We start from the raw sequence: 14,147 nt of genomic DNA on the forward strand, positions 1-14,147 counted from the left end.
GAGGTGATTATTATGAACTGGAAACAAAAATACAATCCAAAATATCTCTTTTACCGAATGTATAGTTATATTTATAAAGCCCTTGATGATATATCATGGTCCTTAAAATAACGCTTTTGTTCACTTTTTTGATACATTTACGAAACATTCATGTGTTATCTTCATTAAGTTCTTTTCTTTTTATAATGTCGTGTGAGATATACCAACAGAGGAAGCCCTAGATCCCCTAATCCTAGGGCTTTTTTATAAGAATTTTATACATTTTATTATTTCCACTAACTCTTTAAATTGTATATACATAATATAAAATTTTCATGTTGTTATATTTTTTGATGGCCTCTTATCTTTCCTTAAAAGGCTTTTTTTCAAATAACGCTTTTGTTTAATTTATATTTAAAAAGTTCCTTTTCATAAAGACTTCCCTTATATGCTATACTCATTCTTAAATAATTGTATAAGGAATGTTAAAAATGGATGATAGATCGTCAAGACAATGGAAATTGCGACAAAAGTTAAGAGCACTGAAAACCAAAAACAACAATGACACAAACCCTTTGTTTAGTGAATGCCTTGAATCCCTAGGAAACGAAACTCTCATTTTCTCCCAAGAAAAAAGCCAGCAGATTGCTACTATTTTAATGAATTCATTTCCTATAACTGTCTCGGGAAGAATAGATTGGGAACAGATAGATAATCAATTCATAGCTTCGAACAAAGAACAACTAATTTCCCTTATTAGAGCAAACCAACTAGATTTTGACGAACAGATTTTTATAATATGGGATAGCTATGAAATCCCTGTAGTAAGTACAAATCTTGATAAAGTATTCCAATCACTAGTTGACGTTGATGCAGTCAGTTTTTATTACTGGCTATTAGACAAAGAATATAGATTCGTAATTGAAATAAATGATGAAGAATTGATTAGGATTGGGTTTCGCTAATACTCTAAGCATATGAAGCTAGTTCCCTTCATTTCTTAATATTTTCTTCGTCACCACCGCTATTATTATCATTATGAAACTAATAGCAAATATAGGTAAATAAATTTTCGTACTGAATCCTTCAAACATAAAACCATATACGACTTGCCCAATTGGTGCCATACATTGAGATACCGCTGTTATAAATGCCATCACTTTTCCTAGATTTTCATTTGGTGTTTTCTTTTGGACTACAGTAATCACATAAATGGATACAATTGTCATAATCATTGCGATTAGAAGAGAAGAAAGTATAAAGAGGATAAATGGTGGATAGTATCCTAAATTAAGAATAAACGGTGTAACTGATAGTGCCACTGGCATTACTAATAAAGCTATGATAAGCATCCAATTATATAATGTTTTCATCTGTAACTTTTTAGCAAAGAAACCGATTGACAATGCACCTAATATAGTTGCAAACTCAATTAATCCCATTCCAATTCCATACATCGTATCGCTACTCTGCATAGTTACTCGTAACATAATAGGTCCTCCAACAACAAATAACGGTGTCAAAATTAAGTTTAATAAAGCTGCTAGTAACATAGCCTTCAAAATAAAAGGTTGCTTTAAAACATAAAGAAAACCTTCTTTCATATCTTTTACAATTGTAGGTACGATATGGCCTTCCTGTATTCTTTTTATAAATGGTATTGTAATAAACATTTCTAAAATTGCAGATAAAAAGAAAGCAAGACAACTTGTTATTACGAGCATTTTCAAACCAATTATGCCATATAATATTCCTCCTAGTACAGGTGCAACTATATTAGATAATGCTTGCACACCATTTATGATACCGTTTGCTTGTTCTAACTTTTTCTCTGGAACTAATTGCGGAATACTTGCCATAACAACTGGTGAGTACATTGCACTAATGACTGCTAGTAAAAACATAATTGCTCCAATCAATAAAATAGATACCGATTCAGTTAATAACAAAACTATAAAACTTAATACAATAGCAGCGTTTATAAAATCCAAAATGACCATTACATTACGGCGGTTGAAACGATCTGCTATCGCTCCGCCAAGAGGAGCTAACAAAAACGGGATACTCGTTATGGCATATAACCCTGCAAATATATCGGCACGTCCTGTTATATCTAGCACATATAAAGACAGTGCAAAACGTAATAGTGTTGAACCTAAAATAGTAATAATTTGACCACTTACCATTAAGTGAAAATCTTTCAAGGAAGATTGAATACTTGCTGGCATCTTCATCACATCCTTCATTTAGTCTAGACCGACTGCCGGTCTATAACACCCAAACAGAAAAAAGCTATTTCTGTTTCATTAAAACCTCGATCATATAATCAAAGGACCCTTCTTTCGCTCCAACAGATACTTCCATCATTTTAATATAAGCCTTAGCTCTTCTCATCATTTCTTCCGGTTTCCACTGGAATAAACCATCATCAAATATGACTTGTGCTGAAGAGAGTAATAATTCAATTGTTTCTTGTGGGTATGGAGTAGAAAATATGCCTTCTTCTATTCCTTGCTCTAAAACTTCCGTTAATACAGGAGATAAATGTATAATGGATTGCACTAAACTTTTCTGATGCATTTCTGCATTATTTGGTTGATGGAATTGTTCAATCATTTTTTCTTTGACATCTCCTGATTTTGGTGATTGTTCCATTAAAATTTTAAATAACTTATCTAAAACGGGGATATCGGGATTGGAGACAATCCTTTTCGCCTTAGTGACATCCTCTTTAATAATCCTCATAATGATTTCATCCATTACTTCCTCCTTCGACTTAAAATAATGATAAAACGTCCCCTTTGCTATACCAATTTCTTTTAAAATATCATTCACGGTTGTTTTCGTATAACCTTTCGTAAGAAACAAACGCTCAGCTGTTTCTAAAATTTCCTTTCTACGCTCCTCATACTCCTTTACAATTCGCATTCAAGTTCTCCTTCCCATCAGACCGACTGTCGGTCTATTAAAATTATATGTTTAGTTTGCAAAAAGTTTCCTATTATCGTACATATACAACACCATACTTTCTATTTCCTTTATAAATTTTTATTTTTTAACGTCCGCTCAATTTGTTTAAAACGTATCTCATGTTTCTTATCGTCACCTTTCATTTTAGGAAAAGAACGATGCCTCCGTTCGATCTATGTACTTATCAATGGAGTATTTTGTTGAGTTCCAATATGTAATATTGCATATTTCGTACTTTTAATTTTTGTATATGTAATAATTTATTTATAAAAATATAAATTATTAATAAGGGTGATTTATATGAGCAAGTTCCGAAAGAAGATTATTAAATATTTGCAAACATTTTGGGGATGCTTAGCATTTGGTGTATTAATGTTTGCTATCTTCTTAATTACGGATTTAACAGATGCATCTTTAAATACATTAGGCTGGAGAGACTGGCTAGGTTCTGTAGCAGGCGCAACCATTTTATCTGTTGGGATGTTTACTTTAAATAAATTGAATTTAAAATAAATATTCGGTCAATACTGAATGTGGGCTGTATGCCAACATTCATTTAAAGTAGTCTTCTCTGTATCTCCTTGTATTGAGCAGTTAGCTTTTGCTAGCCGCTCTTTTATTTTGTTCCGGTTCTTGCCTCTTAAAGAACTCTTTATCTACTTTCCCCCAATAAGTACACATATCTATTCTCCATTGCTACAAAATGAAATCTTTATTTTGTTTTACGCGTCGCTTCTTCAATCAGCCAAGATACAATATTAAAATCATTAGTTTCACCCTTTAAAGATGTTCCGTTCCAAAAGCATTCTTTCATCACTTCAAGTAATTTTTCAACAGCTTCAATTCATCTCATATTAATTTTCCCTTTCTCCCAAATAACTATTTTGTTTTATTAATTAACTGATTAATAAAACAAACACCTTTATTAAACATTCCATGTTTCTTCACCCCTTGAATATTTTTCAAATAAAAATACATACTATTTTCAAGCCGCCGTGTCCACGGCTAATACCTCTTTCTTTTGATGTATATTTTTTTAGAAATCGAAAATAATACCAACAAGCTGTTTGAACTAGCAGCTTCACTCTTCTCGCAATGGGGATGCAAATTATCACAATTAGCTAACTCATTGAACTCACTGGCAGACAACCAAAATCGTTGTCTGCTTTTTGTATGAGATTTTTCGTTTTACATATACTACTTTTGAACCTGCAGACCAATACGAGCCATTTTGGTGCTTGGGATTTCCCTTCCGGGGATAAGTATCTTTTACTTATCCCTTTTTTGTATAGACACGTATATTTAGGGTAAAACTAATTACAAGCAGATTTTCTGTTTATGCGTAGTTCTAAACAAGATTACTTTTTCTCCTATTAAAGGACGGCAGGTACGACTGCTAGTCCTTTTTTCTTATTTCGCATATTATCACTACATTACCTTCATCGTCGTCGTAAGCAATTTCCCCATAAGGATGGCAGTGGTGCTTCTCGAGTTCCTCATCGATCAAAACTAACAAATTAGTTTTCCAGTTTCCAACGATCGTACACCAATACGAGTTTAATCCTTCATAAACTTCTCTTGTTCTATTTCAATAATTGCGGAATGTATAATGAAAATACTCGCTCGCTTCAATACCTTTTCTTTTAACCAAAGTGTTCTGCTGAATGATAGTAATACCCTTGCACTAATGGTTTTGGACTATAAAATTTCCTTTATAAATTTCAAATGCGGTGAATGAAATTTTGTTTTTTTCTTGCCATCATCCTTCTTGTATACAAACAAAAAAGAGCCACAATATTTTGCGACTCTTTTACAATTATAACTATTTAACGGCCACGTCTTTGCTGACCTTGCTTTGTACTACCTTTTTTATTACTTGGCTTATTAAATGATCGGTTATTTTCATTTCTAGAACTATTTCTCGAACTATTTCTTGAATCACTTCTTAAGCTATTTCTTGAATCACGTCTTGATTCACTTCTTGAACCTTCGCGGCTATCTCTTTGACGATTTTGACCTGATTTCTTCGGAGCCGGCTTTGGTACCGGTTTTCCGTTTTCATCTACACGTTTTATCTTCGGTTGTTCGATTATTTCTCTTTGTATTGGTGCACCAAGCGTTTTTTCAATTTCTTCTAAATGTTTTTCATCTTTCGCTGCAACGAACGTAATTGCAAGACCTGATCCACCTGCACGTCCTGTTCGGCCAATACGGTGAATATAACTTTCTACATCTTCAGGGATGTCAAAGTTAAATACGTGCGTTACACCATCTACATCAAGTCCACGAGCTGCTACATCCGTTGCGATTAAGTACTGAATTTTAGCTTCGCGGAAACTCTTCATAACTCTTTCACGTTTCGCTTGAGGTATATCACCATGAAGTTCAGCACAATTATAACCTAGTCCTTTTAAATTATCATACAGTTTACTTACTCTAAGTTTTGTACGGCAGAAAATAACAGCTAAAAATGGCTGATCACGATCCATAACAAAACGAAGTGCATCTGGCTTTGCACGGTCTGTCGTCTCAATGACACGCTGCTCAATTGTATCAACCGTTACTTCTTCGCTTTGTACTTGAATCATTTGCAGTTCATCCATATAACGCTTCGCCAATTTTTTAATATCTTTTGGCATCGTTGCTGAGAATAACATCGTTTGTTTACTACCTGGTGTCTCATCTAAAATATCTTCAATATCATATAAGAAACCAAAATAAAGCATTTGATCCGCTTCATCTAGTACAATCGTTGAAAGATTACTTAAATCAATTGTTTCACGGCGTATATGATCTAATAATCGTCCTGGTGTTGCAACAACAATATGTGTATTACCTTTTAATTTTCTCAATTGTTGTGCTACATCTTGCCCACCATAAATCGCTAGTACATTAATATCTTCTCTTTGAACAAGCATTTTTTTAATTTCAGTTGTAATTTGCAGGGCTAGTTCCCTTGTTGGTGCAACAATTAAAGCCTGAACATCACTAGACTCTGAATCGATTTTTTCTAAAATCGGTAACACGAATGCTAACGTTTTACCCGTACCTGTTTTTGCCTGCCCAATAATATCTTTACCAGACATAATAACAGGAATTGCCTGCTCTTGAATTGGTGTTGCTTCTGTAATTCCATTTTCACGTAATGTATGATTAAAAGTTTCACTAATTCCTAATTCTAAAAATTTTTTCAAATAGACCACTTCTTTTCCTTATTTTTCACATTAGCTTTCATTGTACCATTTGTTTCGCCAAATATGAAAAATAAAAAAATTCTTATCTTCTTTTTTTATATTCATCCTGTACTAGATGAACAAATTCTTTTTGCTTTTTCTCAGATTTTATTAATGCTTCCATATTTATAGAAGTCAAAATATACCTTTTAATTTTTCTATTACTCCAAATTAAACTTGTATACTTCAGATCTTCATGTAGATTTCGAAACCACTCTAATTCACTTAATTTTGCGATATGATGTTTCAATTTCATGTCATTTCGAGGATAAAATAAAATGATATCTGCTATTACATCAAATAACGAACCCATCTTCTCCCCCCTATACTCTTGCTCAAATTATATATATTCTTCTTTACATATATATTTCAATTTTACCGAAATATAATGTTACTGATTTGGTTGAAATCGCAAAATATATGAACTAAAAACCAATCTTTTCGATTTAGGAAAGACCGATTTTCATTAATTTATACAGTAAGCTTTCCTCCATGATAGCAATAATACTGTGTTGCTTTAAAACTTTTAATCCTATTTAAAGACTGTTTCGCTTTTTCTATATCTAAACAAAAATTCGGATTAGCTATTACTAACCCACGATTCTCTTGAACAGCCGCATCTCCCGTAATTACACAATCTAAATTCGGAAAATATAATGAAATATGCCCCGAAGTATGTCCTGGCGTCGCTACTATTTGACATTCATTATTCAAAATCATTTGACCATCATGCACTTTTTCATCGACGGAAATATGTTTTATATTTTTTAACTGTTGTATAAACCATTTACCAAATTCTTTTTCTTCATTTGGCATACGTTCTAACATTTCTTCAGCTTGAACTAACCTCTCTGATTTTATATCACCACTAATATAGTTAGATTCAATTTCACTAGCAATAACATTAATTTGAGGATATTTCACTTTAAAATCGTATAAAGACCCTATATGATCATCATCATAATGAGTAATAATTATATTCTTTAAGTTTTTTATCTCATATCCATGTTTTAATATTGCATTTTCAATTAAAGGTAAAAAACTTGGATATCCTGTATCGACTAACGTTAATTCATTATGTAATATAATTAAACTTGGATAAATACATTGTTTTTGCCCGTTAAATTCGAATTCAATTGGTAGTTCTATTATTTTCATTTTTCTTCCCCCATACCGCCTATTCAATATTTAATAATAACCACTTCGTCCACATACATTTTACTATACATATTAAAAAATTTTTTATCAGTATTTTGTTTTAAGTTTTTTATTAGTTAATTCTATTTTTAAATGTGGATACCAAAGTTATTTTATATCTATTTCTCATATGTGTTAGCAAGTTCGTCTGTAAAATCATAGACAGGGTTTTCACTCTTAACCTAAGCTGTTACTTTTTATAAATGAATTTTACCCTTATTGGGCAAGTATCCGTTTCGTAATTTTCATATGTAATAAAAGAGACATCTCCTTAAATTAGAAATGTCTCTTTTAAATTAATAGAACAAATTCAGTTGTATTTCTTTTTTGTGAAAAGTTTTTTCATCAATAAATTATACATTTTCAGTGCTTGTACTACAACTTGTCGAGTATAAAATTGGTATACCACATATAGCATCATTCATTACATCACGAAAAACTTTTGCAGCGACTTCTGTGAAAGTTTGGCATAGATTAGAAATATCATCATTAAAAAACTGAATCACTTTTGCAGCAAAAACCGGAAAAACAACATTCGCTCCACCTGGGAACTGCGGCTGCACAACAACTTGCTCAAAATACAAGTTGCTTTCTAAAGCTACTTGTAAAAGGTGTGCAATTTCAAAAGCATCTAAAGGACAAGGAATTGGGTTTACAATTCCATCCCCAATAACACTAACAACAATAGTTACATTTACATTGCCAAATTGCACTGTAGGTTTAAGAAGTGTAGCTAATGCAATCGCTTTTTCAAAATCCGTAGTTTGTACTAAAATAATAAAATTTCCATCAGTCGGTATTAGCGGACCTACTGTTACAGTTGGATCAGCCCCTACCGAATTTCTGAGTTCGTTAAAATATGTGATCCATGGCGGTGAAAGTTGAGGTTGTACACGCTCGTCCATTCTTTTTCCACCTCCTTATACAATTCTCAATACTATAATATGAAAAAATTCTAATAGCGCATTAGATATATTTATTATTTTTTATAGCATTTTCGTATCAATCTGAGAATTTTGTTTGTTTAGAAAACCTTTTAGAAACATTTAACCATTTATTGTATGTCAATAATATAGTAGTTAAAAATTTACAGGTGAAGGATATAGAAAGAACAAGGTTGCTAGTTCATTAATTGTAAAAATATGACGTTTTAGATGAATAAGCTTTATTTGCAGTAATATACCTTTATTATTATGTACCTTATATTGCAGCGATTCACTAATAAGACGTACAATCCCTATCCTTTTAGAAGTAATTAAAACCTTCGGTGAAATCTTCTTTAGATAGATACCATTTGCAAATTGTTTAATTTAACAAATACTACTTGCATACTATGTAATGAAACACTGTGAATCATTGTATAATGCACATTATATTATTTTGAACAGGTAATCCCCTATTTTTATGGAAATATATAATTAAGAAAAACAATAAAATTGATTAATCTCTCACTTCTTTGTCCATCCTTTTAAAAAATCTATGTTTTTGTAAAAGGAGTGTTTATATGGAGAAACAGACACTTTGGAAAAAGTTCAAAAAAAGCTCTGTAAACCTCGGTAAATCTAGCGTATATGAAAGTATTATTTTATTCTACACAATGAAAAAGAAAGAATTACCTACTAAGGCGAAATTCATAATATTAGCCGCTTTATCTTATTACGTATTAACAATCGATTTCATTCCAGATATAGCTGCTATTATTGGGATTGGGTTATTAGATGATGTTTTAGCAATCGCTGTAGCGCATAAATACGTTATGAGACACGCAGATGCTGAAATTCGAGAAAAGAGCAAAGTAAAGATGGAGTCATTATTTACTTCAGCACAAGCATAATGAAATTATCTAGTCATTTACCTACCTTTTTACTTTCAAATAAAGCTAACTGTAATTAATGATAGTTCCACCTCACTGAATATTACCCTTCACCATGAGAGCATAGCAGAATAAATTCCTAAACAAAAGCATTTCTCTTAGCTCTCAAACCGTAAACAAATAGGGAATCAGCACTTGTTCCTAAGTTCTGACTCCCTTTTATTTGTTCTTATATCTATCTGTTATACAGTTTCATACGTTCCCTTATACAAAACTGCTATTGCCGCTACTATAAGAATCATACCCATAAAAGCAGGTGCGGCATGACCAAGTGATACATAGATTTGTCCTCCAAGAATAGGACCAATCATTCTTGCTAAAGCTTGAATAGATTGGCTTCCACCTTGAATCCTTCCTTGTTCACTAGAACTGGCAGACTTTGAAAGCATCCCGTTGAATGAAGGCCCGAAAATTGAATCCCCAAAACCATACATTAGCATTCCAACGATTAGTAGTGGATAGAGTGAAAACAAAGCTGATGCCGCAATAAAACTGTATCCTATAATCTCCGAAACCATCCCAAGAATAGCTATTTGTTTATCACTAAGATTGATTAAAAGCTTTGGCATGATAAAACTTTGTGAAACAATGTCTTGAAAGCCCAAAATTGAAAACATAAGTCCGATTAATGCAGGTTTCCAACTGAAAGTATCTATTGTAAATTGCGTGAAAATTGCTTGTAAAGATCCGTTAGGTATCCAAAGTAAAAACGCTGAGATAAGTAACCATTTTAAATTTTTCATGGAAAGTATATTTGCTAGCTGTGCAAAAGGATTTAACCTTACAAAAGTAATCTCTTTTAACCTGTTATTTTTGTCAAGACTCTCAGGCATGTATTTCATACCATATAAAACATTTAATAAAGTTATGAACGCTCCAAAGTATAAAGGTACAGAATGACCAAACTTTGCAAGTAAACCCCCAAGAGTTGGTCCAATAATAGTTCCCGCACCTACAACTGCACTCACCCATCCAAAGTATTTCGTTCTCTGCTCTTTCGGAATGATGTCTGCAAAATATGCGAAGATAGTACTTATGCTCCCACCTGTTATACCTTCTATTATCCGTCCAGCAAATAATACCCATAAAGCTCCTCCTATGCCAAAAACCAAGTACCCAATTGCAGAACCAAATAAGCATATTAAAAGTAATGGACGACGGCCATACTTATCGCTTAAACCCCCGAGTGCTGGAGCAGCTAAAAACACACAGGCCGCATATACGGAAGTTAGTAGTGTAACAACTAATGCTTGTTCTTCCGGATTACTTGTATATGGCTGTACTAAGAATGGGACTACAGGCATGATGATACTGAAACCTATACCACAAAGAAATACAGAAATAAGTCCGAATAGCAACGCATGTTTATCTATGCTTTTTTCAGTTTCCCTTTCATTTTGTGATCTAAATATAGACATTTAACTTCTCTCCTTAAAATGTTTTGTTGCTTTGTCAACAAAGATAAAATAATAAAAAAGCAGCCTATTCTCATATTAGAGTAAGGCTGCCATTTTATTATTAAAATGTATTACGATTTAATATGTATACCTTGTTTCTTTATTTCTGCATCCAAATGTCTACTATACTTTTCCACAAAGCTAATTATACTGTCGAATTCTTCTTCAGTTACTTGCTCAAATACAGCTTTATCCCGCTCTTGAAACTCTTTGTGCAGATTTTCATGGATTTTATAAATTTCTTTCCCTTGTTCGGTAAGCTTAAAATAAATTTCTTTCTTATTTTCTGACTTTTGGTAACTTTCAACAAGGCCTTTTTGTATGAGCTTCTTAGTCATTCTACTTATAGCACCGCGAGTCACATAAAAAGCCTCTGCGAGTTGCGTCACGTTAGAATCTGCATTGTTTTCAATATATTCAATACAGTGGACTTCAGAAGACTTAAAACCTTTAAGACCTTCTTCCATCTTATCTTTATTAAGCCAAACCAGTTTATTATATAATTCCCTGAAACCGTTCATGACCTGTTCTTCTTTATTCATGATCTGCCCTCCTCACCGCTCATTAGCACATTAAAACTATTATATTAAATTTCTGCTTACATTTCGACAATATTGAAATAATTATTGTAACATTAAAGATATGTGTAAAAATAGGCGCTTAAATAAAATAATTTTTAAACAGCAAATTTTGCAAGTTTATTGCTACTTACAGTAAACAGTAGACAAAAAGTAAGAGCTAAGACTATTTCTCTTAGCTCTTCTTTCATAAAACTATTTCACTTCATTAGCGACAAAAAAGTGCTCACATACACTTGATATGCGCTGTAAGTCTACGTTCCCACCAGATATAACCGCTACTACTTTTTTTCCTTTTATATAGCTATCAACTTTTCCTGCAAGAAGTGCAGCAGTTGCTAATGCACCTGCACCTTCTACAACAGCTTTCCCACGTTGTAATAAATCTTTCATCGCTACTTCCAGCTCTTTTTCTGATACAGTTACAATATCATCTACTAATTCTTTTACAATTTCAAATGTTAATTCACCTGGTATTTTAACTGCGCAACCATCTGCAATAGTAGGCGCCTCATAATGTTCTACGATTGCTCCTTTATCGTAAGATGCCTTCATTCCATGAACATTATCTGCTTGGACACCAATTATATTAATGGATGGATTAAAAGATTTCAATGCTACAGAAATACCAGAAATAATTCCGCCTCCACCTATTGGTACAATGACAGTATCTACATCCCACATATCATCAAGAATGTCTAATCCTATTGTACCTTGACCAGCCATTACCTCTACATCATCATATGGATGTAAGTATGTTTCACCTGTATCCCTTATAATTTCTTCACATTTTACCTTTGCATCATCAAAGGTTTCACCATGTAAAATCACTTCAGATCCATATCCTTTTGTTGCTTCAACTTTCGCCTGCGGTGCAGAAATTGGCATAACAATTTTACTCTTAATACCGAGTAAATGAGCAGATAATGCAACTCCTTGTGCATGATTACCTGCTGAACATGCAATTACACCTCTTTCTTTTTCTTGATCCGTGAGCCGCGACATTTTATTAAATGCGCCACGGAATTTAAAAGAACCCGTTAATTGCATATTTTCTAATTTCAAATGAATTTCTCCGCCCGTTTTACTAGTCAAGTAAAAAGATTTTACTAATGGCGTTTTACGAGCATTTCTATCTAGAATTTTGTGAGCTTTTTTAATATCGTCTATATGTAATGGTAGTTTTCTAGTTATCATACTGACACCTCTTCCAAAGTTCTATTTCTAAGTTTTCGTAAGTCGTAGCTCCTTTATACGAAAAGAGAAAATCTTTATATATGTACCCCACTCTGAAATAAACATATTTGCAAACAATTTAACATCCTCTTCATATCGCGTTCTTTATAATGATTTAAACATGCAATTTGAATCCAATTATTCTTTTGTAAATAAGATGACTCATAATGAACAACGTATCCTTGTAATGCTAATGCATCGCCTACTACTTTAGAAGAATGCTCTTCGCTCAATACAATAGTAAGTATAATTGGTGCGGCGTGTTCTTTAGTTGAAACAAGCTTTAAACCCATATCAGTAATAACTTCTTCAACATAATCGTATGTCTCTTTAATTTTTACAAATGCCTTTTCATCTTCAAATCTCTTCAACGCTTCTTGCAATGCATAAATTAAATTCCATGATTGTGAGTATGGAATGCTTTCATTTTCTTCATACATGCCAATGTCCATATAGGCCGGCACAGCCTCGTTTATTTTTACAATGTGGTTATGAAAAACGAAAGAAATTCCTGTATATGATTTAATCGCTTTACCGCTAACACCACTTGCAAAATACACATCCTTCAAGTCTAATGGTATTGCTCCAATTGAACTTATACAATCTACACATAGTTTCATTTGATTCTCGTTACAAAGAGTATTTAGCTCGTCTAAATCGTTTAACATTCCAGTAGATGTTTCATGATGAACAAACCAAAGCCATTCATAATTTCCAGTTATTATTATTTCTTCTAATTCGTTATAAATAAACGGCTCTCCCATTTCTTTTTTATACGTATCAAAATGTAATTGTGCTCGTTTTGCATGTCCAACTAATCTATTTCCAAATTCTCCATTTGTTAATATTAGTCCTTTCCCTTTTAAAGAACGTAACTGTAAAGCAATCGCATCATTTGCTAACGTCCCTGTTCCTAACATAAGCTGTACATGTTTTGCTTTTGTCATGTGAAGTAACCGTTTTTTCACATTGTCCATTGTCACTTGAAATGACTTAGAGCGATGCGAAATAGGCCGCGTAGAAAATGCCTTTCGAACATTCTCTTCAATATCTACTGGACCAGGTAAAAACGTATATTCTTTCGTCATAATCCCTCCAACACTCGACTCTTCAAACATAGCAGGAGTAACATACATTGGCTGGAAGGCTGCTTCTTCTGTACCAACTAACGTATGAAAAGATTTGAATCCCATTTGCTCATATAAAGGTAGTTCACGTGTTGTTGCAGAAATGAGTGCTAATTCATATCCATTTAGAAGCAAATAACGATGTAGAAAACGAATTAATCCTAACAACGCTCTTCCATTTCTATATTCACGTTCTACTGAAAGTAAACGAATTTCATACACTTTTTCTCCATGCTCTTGCAAATAAATATCTAAATTTGAGATTTTATAATCTAACGAGAATGGTCGTTTTCCCCGCACTGCGACCATACCTACTAATCTATCCTCATCTAAACAAATTAAATATGTATTTTCATCATGAAAGCGATCTATACGAACACGCTCTTTCGTTTCTTCATGTTGCGGAATTTCTTCTACAAATGTTTTATAATTCAATTTATGTATACGTTCAAATTCCCGATCTTGATCAGCAACTTTATAAATTAACCCCATGGCTT

The 14,147-nt window shown here is 32.8% G+C and carries 13 protein-coding genes; 3 read left to right on the top strand and 10 right to left on the bottom strand.

Annotation, left to right across the window (positions count from 1 at the left end; genetic code table 11):
- Window positions 1-470: 470 nt before the first annotated feature.
- On the top strand, window positions 471-944 hold the full coding sequence (locus ACS2CR_RS23750; protein WP_053513514.1) for a CDI toxin immunity protein: 474 nt from the start codon (window positions 471-473) through the stop codon (window positions 942-944).
- Between the two features lie 18 nt (window positions 945-962).
- Here the strand turns inward: ACS2CR_RS23750 and ACS2CR_RS23755 are convergent, their stop codons facing one another.
- Both ACS2CR_RS23755 and ACS2CR_RS23760 read right to left on the bottom strand, forming a co-directional pair.
- On the bottom strand, window positions 963-2,207 hold the full coding sequence (locus ACS2CR_RS23755; RefSeq protein WP_153602668.1) for an MFS transporter: 1,245 nt from the start codon (window positions 2,205-2,207) through the stop codon (window positions 963-965).
- 64 nt (window positions 2,208-2,271) lie between these two features.
- Entirely contained in the window at window positions 2,272-2,907 is a 636-nt protein-coding gene (locus ACS2CR_RS23760) for a TetR/AcrR family transcriptional regulator (protein WP_001223580.1), read from the bottom strand.
- 342 nt (window positions 2,908-3,249) lie between these two features.
- On the opposite strand from ACS2CR_RS23760, the gene ACS2CR_RS23765 reads away from it, so the two are divergent.
- Window positions 3,250-3,462 carry a hypothetical protein gene (locus tag ACS2CR_RS23765; protein WP_000033153.1) on the top strand — a complete coding sequence of 71 codons (213 nt, stop codon included), beginning with the start codon at window positions 3,250-3,252 and terminating at the stop codon, window positions 3,460-3,462.
- 1,313 nt (window positions 3,463-4,775) lie between these two features.
- Here ACS2CR_RS23765 and ACS2CR_RS23770 read toward each other — a convergent pair.
- The 4 genes from ACS2CR_RS23770 to ACS2CR_RS23785 form a co-directional block, all read right to left on the bottom strand.
- Complete coding sequence (locus ACS2CR_RS23770) at window positions 4,776-6,152, bottom strand: DEAD/DEAH box helicase (protein ID WP_309567971.1); 1,377 nt, start codon at window positions 6,150-6,152, stop codon at window positions 4,776-4,778.
- Between the two features lie 73 nt (window positions 6,153-6,225).
- Window positions 6,226-6,495, bottom strand: coding sequence for a hypothetical protein (locus ACS2CR_RS23775; protein WP_000535034.1), 270 nt, complete (start codon window positions 6,493-6,495; stop codon window positions 6,226-6,228).
- A gap of 158 nt (window positions 6,496-6,653) precedes the next feature.
- Window positions 6,654-7,340, bottom strand: a complete 687-nt coding sequence (locus ACS2CR_RS23780) for an MBL fold metallo-hydrolase (RefSeq protein WP_016109972.1) — start codon at window positions 7,338-7,340, stop codon at window positions 6,654-6,656.
- A 392-nt stretch (window positions 7,341-7,732) separates the two neighbouring features.
- Window positions 7,733-8,284, bottom strand: a complete 552-nt coding sequence (locus ACS2CR_RS23785) for a hypothetical protein (RefSeq protein ID WP_053513508.1) — start codon at window positions 8,282-8,284, stop codon at window positions 7,733-7,735.
- A 599-nt stretch (window positions 8,285-8,883) separates the two neighbouring features.
- Between ACS2CR_RS23785 and ACS2CR_RS23790 the strand changes: the two genes are divergently transcribed.
- Entirely contained in the window at window positions 8,884-9,213 is a 330-nt protein-coding gene (locus ACS2CR_RS23790; RefSeq protein ID WP_000415089.1) for a YkvA family protein, read from the top strand.
- A 221-nt stretch (window positions 9,214-9,434) separates the two neighbouring features.
- Here ACS2CR_RS23790 and ACS2CR_RS23795 read toward each other — a convergent pair whose 3' ends face one another.
- The 4 genes from ACS2CR_RS23795 to ACS2CR_RS23810 all read right to left on the bottom strand — a co-directional run bounded on the left by ACS2CR_RS23795 (window position 9,435) and on the right by ACS2CR_RS23810 (window position 14,142).
- A complete protein-coding gene (locus tag ACS2CR_RS23795; RefSeq protein WP_053513506.1) occupies window positions 9,435-10,670 on the bottom strand; it encodes an MFS transporter in 1,236 nt (411 codons plus the stop codon).
- Window positions 10,671-10,780: 110 nt separating this feature from the next.
- Window positions 10,781-11,251 carry a MarR family transcriptional regulator gene (locus ACS2CR_RS23800; RefSeq protein ID WP_001030901.1) on the bottom strand — a complete coding sequence of 157 codons (471 nt, stop codon included), beginning with the start codon at window positions 11,249-11,251 and terminating at the stop codon, window positions 10,781-10,783.
- 231 nt (window positions 11,252-11,482) lie between these two features.
- Entirely contained in the window at window positions 11,483-12,484 is a 1,002-nt protein-coding gene (tdcB, locus tag ACS2CR_RS23805) for a bifunctional threonine ammonia-lyase/L-serine ammonia-lyase TdcB (protein ID WP_053513505.1), read from the bottom strand.
- A gap of 74 nt (window positions 12,485-12,558) precedes the next feature.
- Window positions 12,559-14,142 carry an aminotransferase class V-fold PLP-dependent enzyme gene (locus tag ACS2CR_RS23810; RefSeq protein WP_000523029.1) on the bottom strand — a complete coding sequence of 528 codons (1,584 nt, stop codon included), beginning with the start codon at window positions 14,140-14,142 and terminating at the stop codon, window positions 12,559-12,561.
- Window positions 14,143-14,147 lie beyond the last annotated feature (5 nt).

This window comes from Bacillus cereus group sp. BceL291 (assembly GCF_051776705.1).
Lineage (GTDB): Bacteria > Bacillota > Bacilli > Bacillales > Bacillaceae_G > Bacillus_A > Bacillus_A cereus.